This window comes from Streptomyces sp. NPDC021020 (genome assembly GCF_044333285.1).
GTDB lineage: Bacteria > Actinomycetota > Actinomycetes > Streptomycetales > Streptomycetaceae > Actinacidiphila.
This window is the reverse complement of sequence record NZ_JBIRQQ010000013.1, coordinates 113,562-136,580: the sequence shown is the minus strand read 5'-3', so window position 1 is coordinate 136,580 and position 23,019 is coordinate 113,562. Positions and strand designations below refer to the sequence as shown.

Annotated in this window: 22 protein-coding genes; 7 read left to right on the top strand and 15 right to left on the bottom strand. The window is 74.7% G+C overall.

Annotated features, from left to right (window positions below; genetic code table 11):
* Positions 1-20: 20 nt before the first annotated feature.
* Complete coding sequence (locus ACH4SL_RS32335) at positions 21-1,802, bottom strand: ABC transporter ATP-binding protein (RefSeq protein WP_398452391.1); 1,782 nt, start codon at positions 1,800-1,802, stop codon at positions 21-23.
* The gene (locus ACH4SL_RS32330) at positions 1,799-3,652 is read right to left on the bottom strand and encodes an ABC transporter transmembrane domain-containing protein (protein WP_398452387.1); all 1,854 of its coding nucleotides are present in this window, start codon (positions 3,650-3,652) and stop codon (positions 1,799-1,801) included. Before ACH4SL_RS32330 ends, ACH4SL_RS32335 begins: the two co-directional genes overlap by 4 nt.
* A 164-nt stretch (positions 3,653-3,816) precedes the next feature.
* On the opposite strand from ACH4SL_RS32330, the gene mscL reads away from it, so the two are divergent.
* Positions 3,817-4,260, top strand: a complete 444-nt coding sequence (gene mscL / locus ACH4SL_RS32325; protein WP_398452384.1) for a large conductance mechanosensitive channel protein MscL — start codon at positions 3,817-3,819, stop codon at positions 4,258-4,260.
* A 111-nt stretch (positions 4,261-4,371) separates the two neighbouring features.
* Here the strand turns inward: mscL and ACH4SL_RS32320 are convergent, their stop codons facing one another.
* Complete coding sequence (locus ACH4SL_RS32320; RefSeq protein ID WP_398452380.1) at positions 4,372-4,986, bottom strand: MarR family winged helix-turn-helix transcriptional regulator; 615 nt, start codon at positions 4,984-4,986, stop codon at positions 4,372-4,374.
* A 97-nt stretch (positions 4,987-5,083) separates the two neighbouring features.
* Between ACH4SL_RS32320 and ACH4SL_RS32315 the strand changes: the two genes are divergently transcribed.
* Positions 5,084-6,898, top strand: coding sequence for an ABC transporter ATP-binding protein (locus tag ACH4SL_RS32315; RefSeq protein ID WP_398452377.1), 1,815 nt, complete (start codon positions 5,084-5,086; stop codon positions 6,896-6,898).
* A 22-nt stretch (positions 6,899-6,920) separates the two neighbouring features.
* Here the strand turns inward: ACH4SL_RS32315 and ACH4SL_RS32310 are convergent, their stop codons facing one another.
* The 5 genes from ACH4SL_RS32310 to ACH4SL_RS32290 form a co-directional block, all read right to left on the bottom strand.
* Positions 6,921-7,574 (bottom strand): lactate utilization protein C, encoded by a 654-nt coding sequence (locus ACH4SL_RS32310; RefSeq protein ID WP_398452374.1) that lies wholly within the window; start codon positions 7,572-7,574, stop codon positions 6,921-6,923.
* Positions 7,571-9,103, bottom strand: a complete 1,533-nt coding sequence (locus tag ACH4SL_RS32305) for a lactate utilization protein B (protein ID WP_398452372.1) — start codon at positions 9,101-9,103, stop codon at positions 7,571-7,573. The genes ACH4SL_RS32310 and ACH4SL_RS32305 overlap by 4 nt, the downstream gene beginning before the upstream one ends.
* The gene (locus tag ACH4SL_RS32300) at positions 9,100-9,921 is read right to left on the bottom strand and encodes a (Fe-S)-binding protein (RefSeq protein WP_398452369.1); all 822 of its coding nucleotides are present in this window, start codon (positions 9,919-9,921) and stop codon (positions 9,100-9,102) included. The genes ACH4SL_RS32305 and ACH4SL_RS32300 overlap by 4 nt, the downstream gene beginning before the upstream one ends.
* A 177-nt stretch (positions 9,922-10,098) precedes the next feature.
* On the bottom strand, positions 10,099-11,208 hold the full coding sequence (locus ACH4SL_RS32295; protein WP_398452366.1) for an NAD(P)-binding domain-containing protein: 1,110 nt from the start codon (positions 11,206-11,208) through the stop codon (positions 10,099-10,101).
* Between the two features lie 105 nt (positions 11,209-11,313).
* Positions 11,314-12,126 carry a glycoside hydrolase family 3 N-terminal domain-containing protein gene (locus ACH4SL_RS32290; RefSeq protein WP_398452363.1) on the bottom strand — a complete coding sequence of 271 codons (813 nt, stop codon included), beginning with the start codon at positions 12,124-12,126 and terminating at the stop codon, positions 11,314-11,316.
* Between the two features lie 220 nt (positions 12,127-12,346).
* On the opposite strand from ACH4SL_RS32290, the gene ACH4SL_RS32285 reads away from it, so the two are divergent.
* A complete protein-coding gene (locus tag ACH4SL_RS32285) occupies positions 12,347-12,769 on the top strand; it encodes a secondary thiamine-phosphate synthase enzyme YjbQ (protein ID WP_398452359.1) in 423 nt (140 codons plus the stop codon).
* Between the two features lie 51 nt (positions 12,770-12,820).
* Here ACH4SL_RS32285 and ACH4SL_RS32280 read toward each other — a convergent pair whose 3' ends face one another.
* A complete protein-coding gene (locus ACH4SL_RS32280) occupies positions 12,821-13,897 on the bottom strand; it encodes an ATP-dependent DNA ligase (protein WP_398452357.1) in 1,077 nt (358 codons plus the stop codon).
* Positions 13,898-13,965: 68 nt separating this feature from the next.
* On the opposite strand from ACH4SL_RS32280, the gene ligD reads away from it, so the two are divergent.
* From ligD to ACH4SL_RS32265, 3 genes are all read left to right on the top strand, one after another.
* Positions 13,966-14,979 (top strand): non-homologous end-joining DNA ligase, encoded by a 1,014-nt coding sequence (gene ligD, locus ACH4SL_RS32275; RefSeq protein ID WP_398452354.1) that lies wholly within the window; start codon positions 13,966-13,968, stop codon positions 14,977-14,979.
* A gap of 108 nt (positions 14,980-15,087) precedes the next feature.
* Positions 15,088-16,071 (top strand): GlxA family transcriptional regulator, encoded by a 984-nt coding sequence (locus tag ACH4SL_RS32270; RefSeq protein WP_398452351.1) that lies wholly within the window; start codon positions 15,088-15,090, stop codon positions 16,069-16,071.
* A gap of 114 nt (positions 16,072-16,185) precedes the next feature.
* Entirely contained in the window at positions 16,186-16,803 is a 618-nt protein-coding gene (locus ACH4SL_RS32265; protein WP_398452348.1) for a DJ-1/PfpI family protein, read from the top strand.
* Here ACH4SL_RS32265 and ACH4SL_RS32260 read toward each other — a convergent pair.
* Positions 16,785-17,327 carry an Lrp/AsnC family transcriptional regulator gene (locus ACH4SL_RS32260; RefSeq protein WP_398452345.1) on the bottom strand — a complete coding sequence of 181 codons (543 nt, stop codon included), beginning with the start codon at positions 17,325-17,327 and terminating at the stop codon, positions 16,785-16,787. The genes ACH4SL_RS32265 and ACH4SL_RS32260 overlap by 19 nt on opposite strands.
* A gap of 253 nt (positions 17,328-17,580) precedes the next feature.
* Between ACH4SL_RS32260 and ACH4SL_RS32255 the strand changes: the two genes are divergently transcribed.
* Positions 17,581-18,621, top strand: a complete 1,041-nt coding sequence (locus ACH4SL_RS32255) for a lactonase family protein (RefSeq protein ID WP_398452343.1) — start codon at positions 17,581-17,583, stop codon at positions 18,619-18,621.
* 81 nt (positions 18,622-18,702) lie between these two features.
* Here ACH4SL_RS32255 and ACH4SL_RS32250 read toward each other — a convergent pair whose 3' ends face one another.
* From ACH4SL_RS32250 to ACH4SL_RS32230, 5 genes are all read right to left on the bottom strand, one after another.
* On the bottom strand, positions 18,703-19,596 hold the full coding sequence (locus ACH4SL_RS32250) for a sirohydrochlorin chelatase (protein ID WP_398452340.1): 894 nt from the start codon (positions 19,594-19,596) through the stop codon (positions 18,703-18,705).
* A gap of 163 nt (positions 19,597-19,759) precedes the next feature.
* The gene (locus tag ACH4SL_RS32245) at positions 19,760-20,728 is read right to left on the bottom strand and encodes an N-acetylglucosamine kinase (RefSeq protein WP_398452337.1); all 969 of its coding nucleotides are present in this window, start codon (positions 20,726-20,728) and stop codon (positions 19,760-19,762) included.
* Positions 20,729-20,735: 7 nt separating this feature from the next.
* Positions 20,736-21,575, bottom strand: a complete 840-nt coding sequence (locus ACH4SL_RS32240; RefSeq protein ID WP_398452334.1) for a phospholipid scramblase-related protein — start codon at positions 21,573-21,575, stop codon at positions 20,736-20,738.
* 26 nt (positions 21,576-21,601) lie between these two features.
* Positions 21,602-22,279, bottom strand: coding sequence for a uracil-DNA glycosylase (locus tag ACH4SL_RS32235; protein ID WP_398452332.1), 678 nt, complete (start codon positions 22,277-22,279; stop codon positions 21,602-21,604).
* Between the two features lie 6 nt (positions 22,280-22,285).
* Entirely contained in the window at positions 22,286-22,942 is a 657-nt protein-coding gene (locus ACH4SL_RS32230; protein ID WP_398452329.1) for a TetR/AcrR family transcriptional regulator, read from the bottom strand.
* Positions 22,943-23,019: the final 77 nt, after the last annotated feature.

Genomic DNA, 23,019 nt, shown 5'->3' with positions numbered 1-23,019 from the left:
GCGCGGGGCTGCCGGGCAGGTCAGCCGTGCCAGGACCGCCACAGGGCCGCGTAGGCGCCGTCCGCGGCGACCAGTTGGTGGTGGCTGCCCAGCTCGCTGATCCTGCCGTCCTCGACCACCGCGATGACGTCCGCGTCGTGCGCGGTGTGCAGCCGGTGGGCGATGGCGACGACCGTGCGGCCGTCGAGCACGCGCGACAGGGAGCGTTCCAGATGGCGCGCGGCCCGCGGGTCCAGCAGCGAGGTGGCCTCGTCGAGCACCAGCGTGTGCGGGTCGGCCAGTACCAGCCGGGCCAGCGCGAGCTGCTGCGCCTGCGCCGGGGTGAGCACCGAGCCCCCGGAGCCGACCTCGGTGTCCAGGCCGCCGGAGAGCGCCCTCGCCCAGTCCTCGGCGTCCACCGCGCGCAGTGCCTCCCACAGCTCGCCGTCGGCCGCGCCCGCCCTGGCGAGCAGGAGGTTGTCGCGCAGCGTGCCGACGAAGACGTGGTGCTCCTGGTTGACCAGCGCCACGTGCTCGCGGACGCGTTCGGCGGGCATCCGGGCGAGCTGCGCGCCGCCGAGGGTGACCTCACCGGTGCGCGGAGCGTAGATCCCGGCCAGCAGCCGGCCCAGGGTGGACTTGCCCGCGCCCGACGGCCCGACCAGCGCGAGCCGGGTGCCCGGCCGCACATGCAGGCTGACGTCGTGCAGCACGTCGCTGCCGGCGCGGTAGCCGAAGCGCACCTTGTCGGCGGCGACGTCGCGGCCCAGCGGGGCGAGCCGCTCGTCGCCCGCCTCCTCCTCGATCTCGCGGACCCCGACCAGACGGGCCAGCGAGACCTGTGCGACCTGCAGCTCGTCGTACCACCGCAGGATCATGTTGACCGGGTTGATCAGCATCTCGGCGTAGAGCGCCCCGGTGGTCAGCTGGCCCGCGGTCACCCAGCCGTGCAGGGCGAAGGTGCCGCCGATCATGAGGACCGAGGTCAGCACCAGCACATGGGTCGCGTTGATCACCGGGAAGAGGACCGTACGCAGCCACATCGTGTAGCGCTCCCACGCCACCCACTGCCCGATCCGGGTCCGCGACAGCTCTTCGCGGCTGCTGCCGAGCCCGTGCGCCTCGATCGTGCGGCCCGCGTCGACCGACTCGGTGAGCGCCGCGGCGACGGCGGCGTATCCCGCGGCCTCGGAGCGGTAGCCCTGCGGGGCCCGCCGGTAGTACCAGCGGGCGCCGACGAGCAGCACCGGCAGGGCCACCAGCACCGCCAGGGCCAGCGGCGGCGAGGTCACGCAGAGGGCGCCCAGCAGCAGCCCCGCCCACACCACGGCGATGGCCAGCTCCGGCACGGCCTCGCGCATCGCGCTGGCCAGCCGGTCGATGTCGGTGGTGATCCGGGACAGCAGATCGCCCGTTCCGGCACGCTCCAGCACACCGGGCGGCAGCGACACCGAGCGGACCAGGAAGTCCTCGCGCAGGTCGGCCAGCATCCGCTCGCCGAGCATCGCGCCGCGCAGCCGGACCAGGCGGACGAAGAACGCCTGCACCAGCAGCGCGGCCAGGAAGTAGGCCACCGCCCGCCCGAGGTGTATGTCCCGCCGCCCCTCGGACAGGTCCTGGACCATCCCGCCCAGCACGTACGGGCCCACCATCGACGCCAGCACCGACACCGTGTTGACGCCCACCAGCAGCAGGAAGGCGCCGCGGTGCCGGCGGGCCAGCTCGCGGACGTAACCGCGCACCGTCGCCGGCGAGCCCACCGGGAGGGTGCTGCTCTGCTGCGGCGCGGCCGGATCGTGCTCCGGCGGTCGCACGCCGATCATGCGGACTCCTCCATCGGGACGGTCGTGGGAGCCGCCGCGGCGGAGGTGCCGGCGGCGCCGGTGTCGGGTTCCCGGGTGACGACGGCGCGGTAGCGGGGTTCGGTGCGCAGCAGGTCGTGGTGGCGGCCCGCGGCCACCGCGGCGCCGTCGTCGACGAAGACCACCCGGTCGGCCCGGTCGAGCACCAGCGGGCTGGAGGTGAGGACGACGGTCGTGCGGCCTGCCCGCACCGCGCCGAGGCCGCGGGCGATCCGTGCCTCGGTGTGCGCGTCGACCGCGGACGTCGGCTCGTCCAGCACCAGCACCTTGGGGTCGGCGACCAGCGAGCGGGCCAGGGCCAGCCGCTGCCGCTGGCCGCCGGACAGCGACCTGCCGCGCTCGGTGATCCTGGCCCGCATCGGATCCGGCGCCGTCTCCCCCTCCGGCAGCGACTGGACGAGCGACTCCAGCACGTCCCCGCACTGCGCGGCCGCCAGCGCCTCGTCCGGTGTGACGCGCCCGGAGGACGGCACCGCGAGCAGCTCGGCCAGGGTGCCCGACAGCAGCACCGGATCCTTGTCCTGCACCAGTACCGCCGCGCGCGCCGCCGCCAGCGCCAGCGCGTCGAGCGGCTGCCCGCCCAGCGTCGCCGAGGGCTCGCCGCCTCGCCCCGACGGGCTGTGCCCGCCGAGCCGGTCGGCCAGCCGCCCCGCGGCGTCCGGGTCGCCGCACACCACGGCGGTGAGCAGGCCGCAGGGGGCGCGGAGCCCGGTCAGCGGGTCGCACAGGTCGCCCCCGGGAGCAGCGGGCGGGGCAGCGGCGGGAGCAGCGTCGGCAGTGTCGCCGGACACCGTGCCGGAGGGCGCCTCCCCGCCCCTCGACAGCGCCAGCACCCGCGCCGCGCGCTTCGCCGAGGGCCGGGAGAAGGACCAGGCCATGGCGATCTCCTCGAAGTTGCGCAGCGGCATCAGCAGGAAGCCCACCGCGCCGTACACGGTGACCAGCTCGCCCGCCGTGATCTGCCCGTCGAGCGCCAGCCGTGCGCCGTACCAGGCCACGCCGACCAGCAGCAGGCCGGGCAGCAGCGTCTGCACCGCGCTGATCAGCGCCCACATCCGGGCGCTGTGCACCGCCGCGGCGCGCACCTGCTGCGAGGCGCGCCGGTAGCGGTCGAGGAAGAGGTCCTCGCCGCCGATGCCGCGCAGCACCCGCAGGCCGGCGACCGTGTCGGACGCCAGCTCGGTGGCCTTGCCCGCCTTCTCCCGCTGGACGTCGGCGCGCCGCGTCGCCGCGGGCAGCAGCGGCAGCGCGGCGAGCGCCAGCACCGGCACGGCCGCGGCGACGATGCCGCCCAGCTCGGGCCGGTAGACCAGCAGGGCGACGGTCACCCCCACGGTGGCCAGCAGCGCGGAGGTGAAGCGCGCCAGGGCCTCGACGAACCAACCGATCTTCTCCACGTCGCCGGTGCTGACGGCGACGACCTCGCCCGCCGCGACCTGCCGGGTCAGCACCGCGCCCAGCTCGACGGTCTTGCGGGCCAGCAGCTGCTGGACGCGGGCGGCGACGCTGATCCAGTTCGTCACCGCGGTGCGGTGCAGCATGGTGTCGCCGAGCGCGGTGAGCGCCCCGAGCAGCAGCATCAGGGCACCGGCCGCCGCGAGCCGTCGCCCCGAGTGGTCCACCACCGCCTGCACGGCCAGGCCGACGGGCAGCGGGAAGGCCGCCACGGCGGCCATGTGCAGGGTGCCCCAGGCGGTGGCGAGCAGCTGGCCGCGCCACTGCCGCACCTCCAGCCAGAGCAGGAAGCGTGTGCCGGAACGGACGTCGGGGACACCGGGATCGGACAGCGGAAGATCGAGTAGGGACGGCATGATGTCCTGGGGTCGGAGCGGAGGACGGCAACCTTCGCGAAGTCACCGGTGCGGGGTCAACAGGTTTTCCGCCGGCCGGCGGGCCGCCCGGTTCACCCGTACGGAGCAGGAGCGGGCACACTGTGGTCTTCCACCGCTCGTGATCCACAGAGGAGATCCCACCCATGAAGGGCTTCCGCGCCTTCCTGCTCCGCGGCAACGTCGTCGACCTGGCTGTCGGTATCGTCATCGGCGCCGCCTTCACCGCGCTGGTCAACGGCTTCGTCAAGGCGTTCCTCACGCCCATCGTGGGCCTGGTCAGCGGTGCCACCGGTGACTTCAGCGCCAGGACCTTCCACGCCTCGGGGGTCAGCTTTCCCTACGGGGTCTTCATCGACGCCACGATCAGCTTCGTCATCGTCGCGGCCGTCATCTACTTCCTGGTCGTGCTGCCCATGAACCGCATGCAGGAGCGGTTCTTCCCGAAGGCCGCGAGCGCGCCGATGCGCGAGTGCCCGGAGTGCCTGACCGCCGTTCCCGCGGCTGCGAAGCGGTGCAGCGCCTGCACCGCGCAGATAGCACCGACCGCGGTCCCGGCGCAGGACGGCACGCCTGACCTCGGGAAGTAGCCGAAGGCGTGTCCGCGCCGGACATGCCGCACGGGGGCTGTGGGGGCCCCGGGGGTCCGCAACCCCGGAGCCCCCGCAGCCCCCGCGTCATGGGGGAGGTGCGGGCCCGCGTCAGCGCGAGGGGCCCGCGCCCTCCGGCTCCTCCCGGTCGAGCACGGCCAGCAGCCGGGTCAGCGCGGCACGCGCGTCGCCGTCCAGCGGTGAGAGGATCTCCGCCGCCGCCGTCCGGCGGGCCTGCCGCAGCTCCTGCACCGCGCTCCGCCCGCCCTCGGTCAGCTGGATCCTGATCACCCGCCGGTTGGACGGGTCGGGCGCCCGGCGCACCAGCTCCCGCTCCTCCAGCGCGTCCACCAGCGTGGTCACCGCCCGCGGCACCACCTCCAGGCGCTGCGCCAGGTCGGCCATCCGGGGCGGCTCGGCTCCGTGCGCGTCCCAGTGCGAGAGGGCCCGCAGCAGCCGCGCCTGCGCCGGGGTGATGCCCAGCGGCTCCAGCCGGTGGCGCTGCGCGCGGTGCAGTCGGCGGCTCAGGCCCAGCAGCTGGTCGGACAGTCTGGCGGTCAGGTCGTCCGTCCGGTCGGGCCGGTCGGGATCCGCGGCCGCCGTCCGCGACGGGCCGCTTCCGGCCGCCTCGGACGGTATGTGCTCCGCCTGGGACGGCACGGGCTCCGCCACGGGCGCCTGGTGGCGCGGGGCTTCCGTGGCGGGGTCGGCGGTGCGGGTCTCCATGGAATACAGCGTAGCAGAACGAAGTTCATTGTGAGCATAGGTAACAATGACCTACACTCTCCGTCGAGAGTCCTGCCGCCGTCTCCCAAGGAGTCCCTTGCGCCCCGACGATCTCACCGACCGGTGGACGCCACCGAAGAAGAAGTCCGGCAAGCCCACCGACGTCCGCCGCATCATCCGGCTGTTCCGCCCCTACCGCGGCCGGCTGGCCGTCGTGGGCATGCTCGTCGCCCTGTCCTCGCTGGTGTCCGTCGCCTCGCCCTTCCTGCTGCGGGCGATCCTGGACACCGCCATCCCGCAGGGTCGCACCGGCCTGCTGAGCCTGCTGGCGCTCGGCATGATCGCCACCGCGGTCGCCAACGGCGTCTTCGGCGTCCTGCAGACCCTGATCTCCACCACCGTCGGCCAGCGCGTCATGCACGACCTGCGCACCGCCGTCTACGCCCGCCTCCAGCGCATGTCGCTGGCCTTCTTCACCCGCACCCGCACCGGCGAGGTGCAGTCGCGCATCGCCAACGACATCGGCGGCATGCAGGCCACCGTCACCTCCACCGCGACCTCGCTGGTCTCCAACGCCACCTCGGTCATCGCCTCGATCGTGGCCATGGCCGCGCTGGACTGGCGGCTGACCATCGTCTCCCTCGTGCTGCTCCCGGTCTTCGTGTGGATCGCCCGCCGGGTCGGCCGCGAGCGCAAGAAGATCGCCACCGAGCGGCAGAAGCAGATGGCGTCGATGTCCGCGATCGTCACGGAGTCGCTGTCGGTCAGCGGCATCCTGCTCGGCCGCACCATGGGCCGCGCCGACTCCCTGACCCAGGACTTCTCCACCGAGTCCGAGCGGCTCGTCGACCTCGAAGTGCGCTCCAACATGCAGGGGCGCTGGCGGATGGCCGTCATCGGCATCGTGATGTCGGCGATGCCCGCGCTGCTCTACTGGGCGGCGGGCATGACCACGGGGCACGGCGGCCCCGCCGTCTCCATCGGCACCCTGGTCGCCTTCGTCTCGCTCCAGCAGGGCCTCTTCCGGCCCACCATCTCGCTGCTGGCCACCGGCGTGCAGGTGCAGACCTCGCTCGCCCTCTTCCAGCGCATCTTCGAATACCTCGACCTGCCGATCGACATCACCGAGCGGCCCGGTGCGCGGGCCCTGGACACCGTCCGCGGCGAGGTCGCCTTCGAGGGCGTCGACTTCTCCTACGACCCCGGCGCCGGATCGGAGCCCACGCTGCGCGGCATCGACGTGACCGTGCCCGCGGGCGGCAGCCTGGCCGTCGTCGGCGCGACCGGATCCGGCAAGAGCACCCTGAGCTACCTGGTGCCCAGGCTCTACGACGTCACCGCGGGCCGGGTCGCCCTCGACGGCACGGACGTGCGCGACCTGACCTTCGACACGCTCGCGACCGCCGTCGGCGTGGTCTCCCAGGAGACGTACCTCTTCCACGCCTCCGTCGCGGAGAACCTGCGCTTCGCCAAGCCGGACGCCACCGACGACGAGATCCAGGCCGCGGCGAAGGCCGCCCAGATCCACGACCACATCACGGGCCTGCCGGACGGCTACGACACCATGGTGGGCGAGCGCGGCTACCGCTTCTCCGGTGGTGAGAAGCAGCGGCTGGCCATCGCCCGCACCATCCTGCGCGACCCGCCGGTGCTGATCCTCGACGAGGCGACCAGCGCCCTGGACACCCGCACCGAGCAGGCCGTCCAGGACGCCATCGACACCCTCTCGGCCGGCCGTACCACCATCACCATCGCGCACCGGCTGTCCACGATCCGCGACGCCGACCAGATCGTGGTGCTCGACGCCGGGCAGATCGTCGAGCGCGGCACGCACGACGAACTCCTCGCCGCCGACGGCCGCTACGCCGCGCTGGTCCGGCGCGACGCGCACATGGCCACCACCGCGCCGTGACCGCGCCGGGCGGCCCCGGCCGCTACGGCGCCACCAGCACCACGTCCAGGGTGCGCGGCCCGTGGACGCCCTCGACCCGGCTCAGCTCGATGTCGCTGGTCGCCGAGGGCCCGGAGATCCAGGTGAGCGGCCGGGCCGGGTCCAGCCGCGGCAGCGCCTGCGGCACCGAGTCGACGACCTGCTCGGGCACCCGCACGATGCACACATGGTGGTCGGGGATGAGCGTGAGCAGCCGGCGGCCCTGGTCGGGGCCCGCGTCCAGGACGATCGTGCCGGTCTCGGCGACGGCCAGCGCGCAGCCGGTCACCACGCTGTCGACCTCGTCCAGCCGGGCGGCCGGCAGCGGGTCGCCGTCGTCCAGGACCTCGACCCCGGCCGCCTCGGACACCCACGCGCGCGGGGCCCGCCCCGGCAGGACGACACTGCGCGAGCCGTGCTCGGCCAGCAGCCGGGCGACCGTCGCGGGCAGCCCGGCGGCGTCGGTGCGGTGCACCGCGGCGCGGTAGTCGGTGAGGTTCGCGGCGAGCAGGTCCACCCGCTCGTCCGCGGTGCGTTCCGCGTGCACCGTCAGATACCCGCGCTCCGGGCGCTCCTCGCCCGGGGCGCCGCCGTCGGAGGTGACCGCCAGGGCCTGGCGCACCCGGCGCAGGATCTCGGCGCGGCTGTCCCCGCTCACTGCTGACCGCCCTTCGGTTCGTCGCCGCCCGGCTGACGGGCCCCTTGCTCCGGCCGTCCGCCGGCCTGGCGCTCGCGCTGCCGCCACCACTCGCGGAAGGACTGGCCCGGTAGTTCGGGCAGCTCCCGGCTCGCGGTCCACGCCTTCGCCGCCTTGCCGGGCAGCCGGCGCGGGTGCAGTGCCCGGGTGCCCAGCGCGAGCCGCTGCGTGGTGCGCCAGGCCGCCGGGTGGTCCAGGGCCCAGCGTCCGGCCCGCATCGCGGCGCGCTCGGCGGCGTGCCCCTTGGCGGGCCTGATCGTCGTACGGACGCCCGCCCGCGTGACCTCACCGCCCTCCGCCACCCGTTCGCGCAGGCTCACCAGCACCTCGGGGATGTCGATGGCGACCGGGCAGACCTCGTAGCACGCCCCGCACAGCGAGGAGGCGTAGGGCAGGGACGCGTCCAGCGCGGTGCCCGTCCCGCGCAGCTGCGGGGTGAGGATGGCGCCGATCGGACCCGGATAGGCCGAGCCGTACGCGTGGCCGCCGGCCCGCTCGTACACCGGGCAGACGTTGAGGCAGGCCGAGCACCGGATGCAGCGCAGTGCCTGCCGTCCGGTGGCGTCGGCGAGGGTGTCGGTGCGCCCGTTGTCGAGCAGGACGAGATGGAAGGTGCCCGGGCCGTCGCCGTCGGTGGTGCCGGTGAAGGTGCTGGTGTACGGGTTCATGCGCTCGGCGGTGGAGGAGCGCGGCAGCGTCTGGAGGAAGATCTCCAGATCCCGCCAGGTGGGCACGACCTTCTCGATACCGGCGACGGTGATCAGCGTCTCCGGCACGGTCAGGCACATCCGGCCGTTGCCCTCGGACTCCAGGACGACCACCGTCCCGGTCTCGGCGACCAGGAAGTTGGCACCGGAGACGGCGACCTTCGCCCGCAGGAACTTCTCCCGCAGGTGCAGCCGCGCCGCCTCGGCGAGTTCGCCGGGGCTGTCGCCCAGGTCCTCGGGTGCGGGCCTGCCCCAGCGGGCCATCTGCTCGGTGAAGGTGTCGCGGATCTGCCGCCGGTTCTTGTGGATGGCCGGCACCAGGATGTGCGACGGGCGGTCGTCGGCGAGCTGCACGATCAGCTCGGCCAGATCCGTCTCGTACGCGGTGACGCCCGCCTCGGCCAGCGCCTCGTTGAGCTCGATCTCCTGCGTGGCCATCGACTTGACCTTGACGACCTCGGTCTCGCCGGTCTCCTGGACGAGCCGGGTCACGATCCGGTTGGCCTCGGCGGCGTCGGCGGCCCAGTGGACGGTGCCGCCCGCCGCGGTGACCGCGGACTCCAGCTGCAGCAGGTAGTGGTCGAGGTGCCGCAGGGTGTGGTCCTTGACGGCGGCGCCCGCCGCGCGCAGCTCGGCCCAGTCGCCGAGCTCGGCAACGGCGGCGGCGCGCTTGGTGCGGATGGTGTGCGTGGCGTGCCGCAGATTCGCCCGCAGCTGGGTGTCCCTGGTCGCGGGCGCGGCGGCGCGCGGGAAGGTCGGCAGGCCCAGGTAGGTGGAGCTCATCGGACCTCTTCCGTCCTGCGGCCGGGCTTTTCCCGCGCAATGTGCCGCGCCTGCGCGTCGGGCGCCCGGTACGGCTCCTCGCGAGTCGAGGCCAGCACCTCGGCCAGGTGCACGGTGTGCATCGGCGACCGGTCCCTGCGCAGGATGCCGTCCAGGTGCATCAGGCAGGAGTTGTCCGCCCCGCACAGCAGGCCGGCTCCGGTGCCCTGGGCGTTGGCGGTCTTGTCACGGCCCATCGCGGCCGACACGTCGGGGTTCTTGACCGCGAAGGTGCCGCCGAAGCCGCAGCACTCCTCGGCCCCGGGCAGCTCGCGCAGCTCCAGGCCCGCCACGGCGTCCAGCAGCTTCCGCGGCCGGTCGCCCAGGCCCAGCATGCGCAGCCCGTGGCAGGAGGGGTGGTAGGTCACCGTGTGCGGGAAGTACGCGCCCACGTCCGTGACGCCGAGCACGTCCACCAGGAATTCGGTGAGCTCGTACGTCTTGGCCGCCAGCGCGGCCGCCGCCCGCTCCAGCTCCTCGCCGCGGCCCTCGGCCTTGGCCTTCGCGCCGATCCGCGGGTAGTTGTCGCGCACCATGGCCGCGCAGGAGCCCGAGGGGGTGACGACGTGGTCGTACTCCTCGAACGCCGCCGCCATACGCAGCACCAGCGGCTCGGTCTCCCGCCGGTAGCCGGTGTTGAACTGCGGCTGCCCGCAGCACGACTGGGCTGCGGGGAAGTCCACGGTCACGCCCAGCCGCTCCAGCAGGCGCACCGTCGCCCGGCCCGTGCCGGGGTAGAGCAGGTCGTTCACGCAGGTCACGAAAAGCGCTACGCGCATGGGTCCTCCGCGCCGCACCGGCGCGGGCCGGGCTGATCTCGATCACGCATGCGCCCATACTGCCGCAGACTCCTTCCCGGGGGAAGGAGACATCCGATGTTTATTGCCTCGACGTGGCAGAAGCAGCGGGAAAGGCCCGGCGGAAACGGACCTCGGACACCACCCGGAGTTCGGCGCTCAGTGCGCCGGTTCCAGTGCGGGACCGTGCGCGGGAGCGGCCTCAGGCGTACGGCCGGCCAGCAGTGCGCGGATCTCGCGAACGGCGGCGCGGCCCGCGCGGTTGGCGCCGATGGTGCTCGCCGAGGGCCCGTAGCCGACCAGGTGGATCCGCGGGTCCTTGACGACCCGGGTGCCCTCCACCCGCACCCCGCCGCCCGGCTCCCGCAGCCGCAACGGCGCGAGATGGTCGAGGGCGGCGCGGAAGCCGGTCGCCCACAAGATCACGTCGGCGTCCAGCGCGCCCCCGCCGTCCCAGGCCACCCCGTGCGGCGTGATGCGGTCGAACATCGGTCGGCGGCGCAATATGCCGCGTTCCGCGGCCTGCCGCACGGACTCGGTCGCCGCCAGCCCCGTCACGCCGACCACGCTCTGCGGCGGCAGCCCCCGGCGTACCCGCTGCTCGACACGCGCCACCGCCTCGCGCCCCCATTCCTCGTCGAAGGGCGTCTCGCGGAAGACCGGCGGGCGCCGCGTCACCCATGTCGTGCGTGCCACCTCCGCCAGCTCGATCAGCAGCTGCACCGCCGAGGTGCCGCCGCCGACCACCACCACGTGCCGGCCCGCGAACTCCGCGGCCCCGCGGTAGCCGGCGGTGTGCAACTGGCGGCCCAGGAAGGTCTCCTGACCGGGGTAGTACGGCACGAAGGGCCGGTCCCAGGTGCCGGTCGCGTTGACCAGCGCCCGCGCCGCCCAGGTGCCCGCGTCCGTCTCGACGAGCAGCCGCGGGCCGCCGTCGCGTACCGCGGTGACGTCCACCGGGCGGTGCACCGGCAGGTCGAACGCCCCTTCGTAGGCGGCGAAGTATTCGGCCACCACCTCGGCGGAGGGCCGCTCCGGGTCCGCGTCGCCGAGCGGCATACCGGGCAGCTCGTGCACCCGGTGCGCCTTGCCGTAGGTCAGCGACGGCCAGCGGTACTGCCAGGCGCCGCCGGCGCCGGGGGAGTGGTCCAGCATCACGAAGCCGCTGCCCGGCTCCAGCCCGGAGCGGCGCAGGAAATACCCCGCCGACAGCCCGGCCTGCCCCGCGCCGACGACCGCCACCTCGACCTCGCGCACCGCATCGTCCATGCAGACGGCAACGGTGCCGGCCCGGCAATGCTTCCCGGCCCGGCGACCGCGGCTCCACGGCCGCGCCGCTCCGGGGCACGCCGACCCGGGACGCCCGCGGAGGACCTACTCCGGCATCCGGGGCTCGGACGCCCAGCGGCGCAGCCGGGCCACCCGCTCCGCCGCCTCCTCCAGCCGCTGCTGCGGGAGGTCGCCGTCCGCCACCGCGCGCGCCGCGGCGGCGTGGATCGCGTCCCGCACCCCGGCGCCGCTGGACGGCCCGAGCCGCACCAGGTCCACCCCGGCGATCCAGGCGAGCACCGCGGCACCCGGCACCCCCCAGCCGTCGACGATCGCCGGCCGGTCCAGCGTGTCGCTCAGCACCACCCCTCGGTAGCCCAGCTCGCCGCGCAGCACCCCGGTCACGGCGCGGGCGCTGAGCATCGCGGGCACCTCCTCGTCGCCGGGCGCGGGCGCGTGGCCCGCGGTGATGGCCCGCACACCGGCCGCGGCGCCCTCGGCGAATGGACGCAGGCTGGTCGCGCCGCCCGCGGTGAAGGGGCCGAGGGCCGCGGCGACACCGTGCGTCTGGAGGTCGGTGACGAAGACCCGGGTGTCGTCGGCGCGCGCGCCGGGGCGTACGGCCAGGTGCAGATTCGCGCCCGCCGCGACGAGTTCGGCCGCCGCCGCGCAGCCGTCGGTGCGGGCCGGGTGCTCCGGGCGGCGGACCGGAGGCGGGCCCGCGTGGCCGGTGAGGGCGTCCGGCAGCGCCGCCTTGAGCGCCTGGGCCGTCGCGCGGGCCGCCGGGCCCTGGGCGTCCACGGCGGCGCCGGGGGCGCCGTTCTCCAGGCTGTGCAGGACCCAGTCGGGCAGCCGCCCGCCGCGTCCCCGTACGGTGGGCAGCAGACAGGAGTCGACCAGTGCGGTGAGCCGGCGCAACGCGAATGCCCCCCTCCGGGCCGCGGGCTTGGGCCGGACGGTGGTCCGGGTCCGCAGAATGGTACAGACCAATCCCCGTCCCCGGCAATGATCCCCCCGCCCACCAGCTCCCCGGCCGCCCGCCCCGGGCGCGGAACGGTCACCGGAAGCGCCCAACGGCCCGCCGCCGGGCGGCCGTACCGCGGGTGAGCGCGCGGGGCGGACGGGGCACAATGGCCGTATGGGCGATCGTTTCCGTTCCCGCGTGATCGACGTGGCCACCGGCTCGGCAGAGACCGTGCACGACCTGACGCAGGAGTGCGCGGCCTTCCTGCGGGAGGCGGCCGCGGGCCGCGACGGCCTGCTCAACGTGTTCGTGCCGCACGCCACGGCGGGGGTCGCGATCATCGAGACCGGTGCCGGCAGCGACGACGACCTGCTGGCCGCCCTGCACGACCTGCTCCCCGCCGACGACCGCTGGCGCCACCGGCACGGCGCCCCCGGCCACGGCCGCGACCACGTCCTGCCCGCCCTGGTCCCGCCGCACGCCACCCTTCCGGTGCTCGGCGGCGCCCTGGAGCTGGGCACCTGGCAGTCCGTGGTGCTGGTCGACACCAACAAGGACAATCCCCGTCGCCAGGTCCGGCTGAGCTTCCTCGGCTGACCCCCGGGGCGGCCCGGCGGACAGACCGTGAGGCGGTGGGGCGCCCCGGGGTCAGCCCCCCGCCTGCCCGGTGGACAGGAAGTCCGCCAGGTCGTAGCGCACCGGCTCCTCCAGCTGGGCGTACGTGCACTGCTCCGGCTCGCGGTCCGGGCGCCACCGGCGGAACTGCGCGGTGTGCCGGAAGCGGTCCCCCTGCATGTGGTCGTAGGCGACCTCCAGGACGCGCTCGGGGCGCAGCGGCAGCCACGACAGGTCCTTCTTGCCCGTCCAGCGGCTGGGCCCGCCGGGGAGCCGGCTCGCGCCCTGCGCCTCCTCGCTCGTCCACTCCTGCCACGGGTGCCCGGCCACCGAGTCCATGAGCAGCGGGGCCATCTCCTCCATGAGCTGGGCCCGGCGGCGCATCGGGAAGGACGCGCAGACGCCGACGTGCTGGAGACGGCCCGCGTCGTCGTACAGGCCCAGCAGCAGCGAGCCGACGACCGGCCCGCTCTTGTGCTGGCGCAGGCCCGCGACCACGCAGTCCGCGGTGCGCTCGTGCTTGACCTTGACCAGGACGCGCTCGCCCGGCCGGTAGGGCAGGTGCGGCGGCTTGGCCACCACGCCGTCCAGGCCCGCGCCCTCGAAGCGTTCGAACCAGTCTTCGGCGAGCGCCAGGTCGGCGGTGGCGGGCGCGGTGAAGACCGGCGCGTCCGCGTCCCGCAGCGCCGCCGTCAGCGCGTCCCGGCGCGCGGTCTGCGGCTCCGCCATCAGCGACCGGTCGTCCAGGGCGAGCAGGTCGAAGGCGACGAAGCTCGCGGGCGTCACCTCCGCCAGATGGCGTACCCGCGAATCGGCCGGGTGGATGCGCTCCAGCAGCGCGTCGAAGTCCAGCCGCCCCTCCCGGGCGATGACGATCTCGCCGTCCAGCACGCAGCGCCGCGGGATGCGGCCGCGCAGCGCCTCGACCACCTCGGGGAAGTAGCGGGTGAGCGGCTTGGTCGAGCGGCTGCCCAGCTCGATCTCGTCGCCGTCGCGGAAGACGACCGCCCGGAAGCCGTCCCATTTCGCCTCGTACTGCATGCCCGGCGGAATGGCCTTCGCGGGCTTGGCGAGCATCGGCTGCACTGGGGGCATCACCGGCAGGTCCATGGCTCCGATTGTGCGCGCGGGCGGCGCCCCGGGCGCGGTGGCGGGCCGTCCGGCCTAGCGTGGGAGCCATGGCAGAGACGCTGGAGCTGACCGTCGGCGAGCGCACCGTGCGCGTCTCGCACCCGGACAAGGTCTACTTCCCGCAGCGCGGCCTGACCAAGGCCGACCTGGTGCGCTACTACCTCGCCGTCGGCGACGGCATCCTGCGGGCGCTGCGGAACCGCCCCACCACCATGGAGCGCTACGTCGACGGTGTCGAGGGCGAGTCGTTCTTCCAGAAGCGCGCCCCGAAGAACCTCCCCGACTGGATCCCGACCGGCCGCATCGCCTTCCCCAGCGGCCGCTACGCCGACGAGATCTGCCCCACCGAGGTGGCCGCGGTGCTGTGGGCCGCCAACCTCGGCACCTTCACCTTCCACCCCTGGCCGGTGCGCCGCGGCGACACCGAGCACCCCGACGAACTGCGCATCGACCTCGACCCGCAGCCCGGGACCGGCTTCGGCGACGCCGTCCGCGCCGCCCTGCAACTGCGCGAGGTGCTCGAAGGGCTCGGCCTGCGGGGCTGGCCCAAGACCTCCGGCGGGCGCGGACTGCACGTCTTCGTGCCGATCGCGCCGGAGTGGACCTTCGTCCAGGTGCGCCGCTCGGCCATCGCGGTCGCGCGCGAGCTGGAGCGGCGCGACCCCGGGCGCGTCACCACGGCCTGGTGGAAGGAGGAACGCGGCGAGAAGATCTTCGTCGACTACAACCAGACGGCGCGCGACCGCACCATCGCCAGCGCGTACTCCGTGCGCCCCTTCGCGCACGCGCCGGTGTCCGCGCCGCTGCGCTGGGAGGAGCTGACCGAGGTCGCGCCGGCCGATTTCGACCTGGTCACCATGCCCGCCCGCTACGCCGAGCTGGGCGATCTGCACGCCGACATGGACGACCACGCCTTCCGCCTCGACGCGGCCCTCGACCTCGCCGACCGCGACGAGCGCGAGCACGGACTCGGGGACCTGCCCTACCCGCCCGAGCACCCGAAGATGAAGGGCGAGCCCCGGCGCGTCCAGCCGAGCCGGGCGAAAAAGCAGGCGGACTGACGGGCGCCTGCCGCGGGTCCCGCGCCCGGTTCCGCTGCCGCGACCCGTGGCGGAAATCGTCACAAGGCTGTCCTTGCCGCCACCGCGGCATCCGCCGACGATGGACGTATGACCCGCAGGACCGTCGTCTTCGCCGTCTTCCCCGGCTTCCAGATGCTCGACCTCGCCGGGCCGCACGAGGTCTTCGTGCAGGCCGGGCAGCGGGCCGAGCGCGCCGGGAGACCGGGGAATGCGGTCCACACGGTGGCCGCGGCGCCCGGCCCGGTCGCCTCCAGCGGCGGCCTCGCGGTCTCCCCGACCCTGACCGCCCGTGAGTTCACCGGCCCGGTGGACACCCTCGTGGCCGTCGGCGGCGCAGGCGTCCACGAGGCCTGCGCGGACCGGGAGTTCGTCGACTGGTTCGCCGCCACCGCGCGCCGGGCCCGGCGGACCGCCTCGGTGTGCAGCGGCGCCTTCCTGCTCGGCGCCGCCGGGCTGCTGGACGGGCGGCGGGCGGTCACCCACTGGTCGTCGTGCGCGCTGCTGGCCGAGCGGTATCCGCGCGCCGTCGTCGACCCCGACCCGATCTTCGTACGGGACGGCGACCTGTGGACGTCCGCGGGTGTCACCGCCGGGATGGACCTCGCCCTCGCCATGGTCGAGGCCGACGACGGGCCCGAGGTGTCGCGGGCCATCGCCCGGCAGCTGGTGATGTTCGTGCAGCGCCCCGGCGGCCAGGCGCAGTTCAGCGCGCAGCTCGCCGCCCAGCGGCCCGTCCGGCAGCCGCTGCGCGAGGTCCTGGACTGGATCGCCGACCACCTCGGCGACGACCTGGGCGTGCCCGCCCTCGCCGTCCGGGCGGGGATGAGCGAGCGCAACTTCGCCCGCGTCTTCCGCGCCGAGACCGGCCGCACCCCGGCCGCGTACGTCGAGAGCGCCCGCGTCGAGGCGGCCCGCCGGCTGCTGGAGTCCACCGGCACCCCGCTGGACGCCGTCGCCCGCAGCTGCGGTTACGGCACCGTGGCCACGCTGCACCGCAGCTTCAAACGCTCCGTCCGGGTGACACCCGGCGAATACCGGCGCCGCTTCGCCCCGCACGCCACCGCGGACTGAACCCCGTCCGCTCCGGACCCGCCGCGCGAGCGCCGACCGGCTGCCCCCGCACGCCCCGCCGCGCCCTCCCCGCGGCTCACGCACCGCTCCACCGGCCAGGAAAGGCACACCGCCATGCGCATCGTCCTCCCGCTCTTCGACGGCTTCACGGCGCTCGACGCCGTCGGCCCCTACGAGGTCCTGCGGAATCTTCCGGACGCCGACATCGTCTTCGCCGCCGCGGCGCCGGGACCCGTCACCGACGGGGCGGGCCGGCTCGTCCTCACCGCCGCCACGGCCTTCGACGACATCGCCGCCGCCGACGTGCTGGTGGTCCCCGGCGGCCCCGGCGCCCGCGCGAACACCGGCAACGCCGGTCTTCTCGACTGGATCCGGTCCGTCCACGCCACCACCGCCTGGACGACCTCGGTGTGCACGGGCTCGCTGCTGCTGGGCGCCGCCGGGCTGCTCACCGGACTGCGCGCGACGACCCACTGGAGCGCCGTCGGCCTGCTGGAGTCTTACGGGGCCGTCCCCACCGGGCAGCGGGTCGTCGAGCAGGGCCGGATCGTCACGGCGGCCGGGGTCTCCTCCGGCATCGACATGGCACTGCGGCTCGTCGAGCTGATCGCGGGCCCCGTCGCGGCCCAGGCCGTCCAGCTCGCGATCGAGTACGACCCGCAGCCGCCCTTCGACGCCGGCTCCTGGAGCAAGGCGCCGCAGGCCGCGAAGGACTACCTGGCGGCCCGCTGACCGCCCTCCTCCGGCGTGCCGTCCGCTCCGGCGCCTTCCGGGGCGTCCGGGCCCGGCTCCGCCGCCAGTGACTCGACGAGCGGCAGCAGCCGGTGCGCGACCCGCTCGCTCAGCGCTATCTCGGTGCGGATCCGCACCACGCCCGCCAGCCGGCCCAGCCGCTGGATGACCGCTTCCAGATGCCCGTTGTCCCGCGCCACCACCCGGGTTAGCAGATCACCGCCGCCGCCCGCGACCGAGAACGCCTCGACGATCTCCGGCACCGCGGCCAGCGCCTCGCCCACCTCGTCCAGGTGCCCGCGGGCGACCTCCAGCCGTACGAAGGCCAGCACCGGGTGGCCCAGCGCGGCGGGGGACACCCGCGGGCCCGCGACGGTGATGACCCCGTCGCGTTCCAGCCGTTCCAGCCGGGCCTGCAGGGTGCCGCGGGCGACGCCCAGGATGCGGGCGTACCCGCGGACACTCGTACGGGGCTGGTCGAGCATCAGCCGGACTATGCGGGCGTCCAGGGGGTCGAAGGGCATGGTGCGGCCGTACTCCTTGCGGGCGTCGGGTGATCGTCGGGGATCTCATGATCACCGTACTGACGGCGCCCGGCCGACCGGCTACTTTGAGCCATCGCCGCCGCTGACGGCCCTCCGCGCCGCCCAACGGCCCCCGGCAGCCGCCGCATCGGCGGGCCACCGGCGCGCCGCAGACGGCACCCGCGCGCGACGCGGCCGCCGCGAGGCACTACTCTCGGCCGCCGTACAGACATCAGGCGGAAGAGGTACGGCAGTGGCCGGGCACGCATACATCGGTTCGTTCACTTCGGGGGGCGGGCGCGGCCTCACCACGGCCGCCGTCGACCCGGGGACGGGAGCGCTCACCGCGCTCGGCGCCAGCGCCGACGTGGTCAACCCGTCTTTCCTCGCGGTGTCCCCCGATGGGGGGACGCTCTACACGGTCAGCGAGACCGACCCCGACGGCGCGGCCGCCGCCTTCTCCCTCGCCGACCCGGCCGCGCCCGTGCTCATCGGCGGCCCCGTCGCGGTGCACGGCGGCTCGCCCACCCACCTGGCCGTCCACAAGGGCCACCTGCTGACCGCCAACTACTCGGCGCCCGGCAGCGTCAGCGTGCTCGCGATCCGCGCCGACGGCGGGCTCGACGGGCTGCGCTCGGTGCTGGAGCACGAGGGCGACGGCCCCAACCAGCAGCGCCAGGAGGGCCCGCACGCGCACGCCGTGCTGACCGACCCGACCGGCCGCTGGGCGGTCAGCGTCGATCTCGGCACCGACTCGCTGCGGGTCTGCGAACTCGACGCCGCCACCGGCGAGCTGGAGATCGAGCGCGAACTCGGCCTGCGCTCCGGCATCGGCCCGCGGCACCTCGCCTTTCACCCGGACGGGCGACACGTGTACGTCATGAACGAGCTGGACTCCGTCGTCACCGTGTGCGGCTGGGACGCCGAACGCGGCAGCCTGCGCCCGCTGTCCGAGACCCGGGTGCTGCCCGACGGCACCGAGGGCGACAACTACCCCTCGGAGCTGGTGGTCTCCGCGGACGGACGCTTCGCGTGGGCCGCCAACCGCGGCCACAACAGCATCGCGGTCCTCGCCGTGCACGACGGCGGTGAGCGGCTCGAACTCCTCGACACCGTCGGCTGCGGCGGCGACTGGCCGCGCCATCTCACCCTCGACCCCGAGGGCGCCCGGCTCTACGCGGCCAACGAGCGCTCCGGCGACGTCACCTGGTTCGACGTCGACCGGGCCACCGGCATCCCCAAGCAGGCCGGCTCCCTCGACGTGCCCGCCGCGTCCTGCGTCGTCTTCGCCTGACCCGCAGGACGCGCGAGGCGGGCGGCCCCTGCCGGGACCGCCCGCCCGCGGACGTGCGTCAAGGGCTCTGCCGCCCCGCGCTCAGCGCATCGGCACGCCGCTGCCCTGCTGCGGCATCGGCAGGCCCAGCGCCGCCGCGTACTGCGTGACGACCAGCTTGCCGACCGCCGGGTAGGGGCCGAGCGCGTCCGCCGCGGAGCAGCCCGCCTCGGCGGCGGCGGTGTGCAGCACCTGCGGGGCGATCTCCGGGCCGATCAGGCACGGCGCGAGCGCCAGCGTGCCGGAGCCCGAGGACCGCAACTGCTCGGCGGCGGACGCGACGGAGCCGTCCTCGTCCAGCGCGGCCGCCAGCACCGGGACCGCGAGCCGCGCGGCGAGCAGCAGCCCGGTCACCCCGGCCGCCTGCGCGGCCTCCTCGCCGCCGACCGTCGCGAGGATGATGCCGTCCGCGGCGGTCGCCACCGTGAAGAGCCGGGCCCGGTCGGCGCGCGCCAGCCCGGCCTCGGACAGCCGGACGTGCAGCGCCTCGGCGAGCAGCGGGTGCGGGCCCAGCACCTCGGTCAGCTCGACCTGCGCCTTGCTGTCGGCCACGGCCTGCCGTACGCGGCGCAGCACCGACGCCTCGGGGCCCGCCAGCAGCGGCACCACGACCGCCGAGACGTCCTCGCCGGCCCGCTCGACGGCCACCTGGTCGAGCACACTGCGCAGCGAGGGGAAGTCGGCGTCCTCCGCGTCGGCCCCGTCGACGAAGCCGATCCGCGGGTCCAGCCCGGACAGCTCGGACCGCGCGATGCTGACGACCTCCTCGGCCAGGCTCAGCGCGGCCGTCGAGGGGGTGCCGGGAACGGCGAGGACCAGCACCGGGGCGCCCTCGGGCGCGGACAGCGCCTCGGGCCGGCGGTGCCGTCCGGTCTGGCGCGGGCGCGGCATACGAACAGGGAGACCGGAGGCGGGACCGCCTGTGGTAGTGCTCATGGCGTGGCATGCTAACGCCTCGCGGCGGCCTGCCGTCCAGCCGGGTGCGGGACGGTGCGGCCTGTCCTGAACTGTCCGTTTCCGCTGCTCCGCGGGCCGTCACCGACCGTCAGAAGGCCGTCACCGCACAGGTCTGAGCAGCGGCGATCGCTCCGCCACGGCGTCAGCCGCGGCTGACGGTCAGCAGCGCGCCGTCGCACGGCAGCGTCAGCGAACCGGTGTGCAGGGCGCCGGCGATCCTCAGCGCGCCGTCCAGCGGATCACCCGCCGCGGGCACCAGGACGGCGTCGGGCAGCAGCCACTCCGCCTGGTCGCGCAGCGGCGCGAGCAGCGGCTCGCCCATCCGGAACAGCCCGCCGGCCAGACCCACCTCGACAGCGCCCTCGCCCGGCGGGCGGGCCGCGGCGGCCGACTCCAGGATGTACTGCGCCGCCTGCCGCAGGATGCCGGACGCCACCGGGTCCTGCGCGGCGCAGCGCGCCACGTCGGGCGCGAAGGACGCCAGCACCGCGGGGCGGTCGGCGCGCGGGTAGAGCAGGCCGGGCAGCGTGTCCGGCGGCCCGAACCGCTCGCGCAGGCAGGCCAGCAGCGGGCCGGAGCCGCCGGCCCGGCCGTCGTACGCGCGCATCGCGGCGTCCAGGCCCGCGCGGCCGATCCAGGCGCCGCCGCCCGCGTCGCCCAGCAGATGGCCCCACCCGTCGACGCGCCGCCAGCCGTCGCCGGAGGTGCCCAGCGCGATCAGGCCCGTCCCGGCGGCGACCACCACGCCGGGGCGCAGTCCGAGCGCGCCGGCGTAGGCCGTGACGGCGTCACCGGCCAGTGCCAGGGCGCGCACCCCGAAGGCCTCGCCGAGCGCGGCGGGCAGGGCGGCGCGCAGGTCGTCGCCGAGCGTGGCCATCCCGGCCGCGCCGACGCAGGCCGCGGCCACCGACTCCGCGCCCGTCTCGCGCAGCAGCCCGGACACGAGCGGCAGCACCCGGTCGAGCAGGCTCGCCGCGTCGATACCGCGCTCGCCGGTCACGGCGGGGCGGTCGGCGGTGGCGGGTGCCGGACCCGCCGACCCGTCGGCGCGGGCCAGGCGGACCCGTACCCCGGAGCCGCCCGAGTCGACCCCCAGTACCCAGTGCGTCATGCCCGGCTCAGCCGAGCCCGCGGGAGTCCTGCTTGAGGGCGGTGTCCACGGTCAGGGCGGAGGCGACGACCATGCTCAGCAGGGGGTCCTGGAGCGGCCGGTGGATCTGCAGGACGTAGTTGTCCGCGGTCGTGAACAGGGTCTTGGCCAGGCCCTCCCACGTCTTGGTGATCCGGGCGATCTCGGTCTCGGTGTGGTCGACGATGGCGAAGTTCCAGGCGCGCCAGTTCTCCGCCTTGATCGCGCCGATCTGCTGGCCGTTGTACATGAAGCCGAAGCGGATCTTGCCGAAGGCGTTCTGCTGGACGATCTCGCCGAGCGGCTCGCCGTTGGCCCGCTGGACCAGGACCTTGGACTTGATGAACTTCGCCGGCCGGGTCAGCACCAGGTGCGGGGTGCCGTGGGCGTCCCGGACCTCCAGCTTGTGGGTCAGGAACTGGTCGACGCTGGAGACGAAGCGCAGCACCTTCTTCGCCGTGCTCTGGCCGACCTCGACGACCGAGCCCAGCGTGTTGCCGTGCTGGTCGAAGACGCTGTATTCGTTGACCAGCTCGATCAGCTTGGCCTTCTGGTTCACCACCAGGACGGGCTCGCTGAACAGCGTGCCGCCGCCGAACCCCGTCGGGGACACGCCGGCCTGCTGCTGCACCTGGTGCTGGACCTTCGCCGGGTCGGGGGTGCCGCTGACATTCAGCTCCCAGGCGCTGCCCCCGCCCTGCTGCTGCTGGGGCACCTGGCCGGGGTTGGTGTGCTCGGTCCACTGGGCGCCGTCCCAGTAGCGGAGCAGGTTCGGGGTGCCTTGCGGGTCCGCGTACCAGCCCGCCGGGGTATTCGAATGCGTTGTCACCCGGGCAGGGTACCGTTTTCAGCCGTTCAGGGAAGCTGCCAGTTCACCGGCTGTCCGCCCTGCTGCAGCAGCATCTCGTTCGCGCGGCTGAAGGGGCGGGAGCCGAAGAAGCCGCGGTCGGCCGACATCGGCGACGGGTGCGCCGACTCGATGGCCGGCAGCCGGCCCAGCAGCGGGCGCAGATTGCGGGCGTCGCGTCCCCACAGGATCGACACCAGCGGCTTGTCCCGCGCGGCGAGCGCCCTGATCGCCTGCTCGGTGACCTCCTCCCAGCCCTTGCCGCGGTGCGCGGCAGGCCGCCGTGGCGCGGTGGTCAGCGCGCGGTTGAGCAGCAGCACCCCCTGCCGGGTCCACGGCGTGAGGTCGCCGTTGGACGGCCGCGGCACCCCGAGGTCGGCGCCCAGCTCCCGGAAGATGTTCTCCAGGCTGCCGGGCAGCGGGCGCACGTCGGGCGCGACCGAGAAGCTGAGGCCGACCGCGTGGCCGGGCGTGGGATACGGGTCCTGGCCGACGATGAGGACCTTGACCTCGTCCAGCGGCTGCTGGAAGGCGCGCAGGACGTTCGGCCCGGCCGGCAGGTAGGTGCGGCCCGCGGCGATCTCCGCCCGCAGGAAGTCCCCCATCTCCGCGATCCGGCCCGCCACGGGTTCGAGCGCCTTCGCCCAGCCCGCCTCGACAATCTCGTTCAACGGTCGTGCTGTCACGGTCCGTCACTCTACTGGCTCAACAGGCCTGCTACGGACGGGCGTCGGGTCCTGGACCGGCCCGGCAGGCTCCGGCGGGGGGAAGCCCCACTCCCACTCCAGCTCGTAGCGCTGGAACAGCTCGGCCCGCAGCCGGTGCAGCGGCATCGGCGCGCCCGGCAGCAGCATGGCCACTGTCGCGCCCATCAGCAGCGCGCGCAGCAGCCGGTACTCCTCCTCCGCGTCCTCGGCGCCCCAGCAGGTCACCGTGTCGCGGAGCAGCAACGCCAGCCGCTGCTGCTCCGGGCACTGGATGAAGCCCTCCTCCTGGAGGATCGCCGCCATGTGCGTACGCATCAGCGTGGTGTGCCGGACGCTGATGCCGAGCATCCCGTCGATGGCCCGCGCCAGCAGCTGCCGCCCGTCCGCGGTCCGCGGCTCGAACTCCAGCGCGGCCGCCAGCTCGTCGGCCATCAGCCGGTGCACGGCCGACTGCAGCAGCGCCCGCTTGCCGGAGAAGTAGTACGAGACCAGGCCTCTGGCCGACCCCGCGCGCTGGGTGATGTCGGCCAGCGTGGTGGCCTCGTAGCCGCGCTCCTCGACCAGCTCGACGGTGGCCCGCAGCAGCCGTTCCCGGGAACGCCTGCGCATCGCTTCATTGACCGAAGCGCTCCGAGGGGACATGCTTTACTCCTGCGTTGACTGGCTCCGAGCCAATATACTCAGCGCACCCCGCCGGACCAGGGTCCGGACGGGGCACG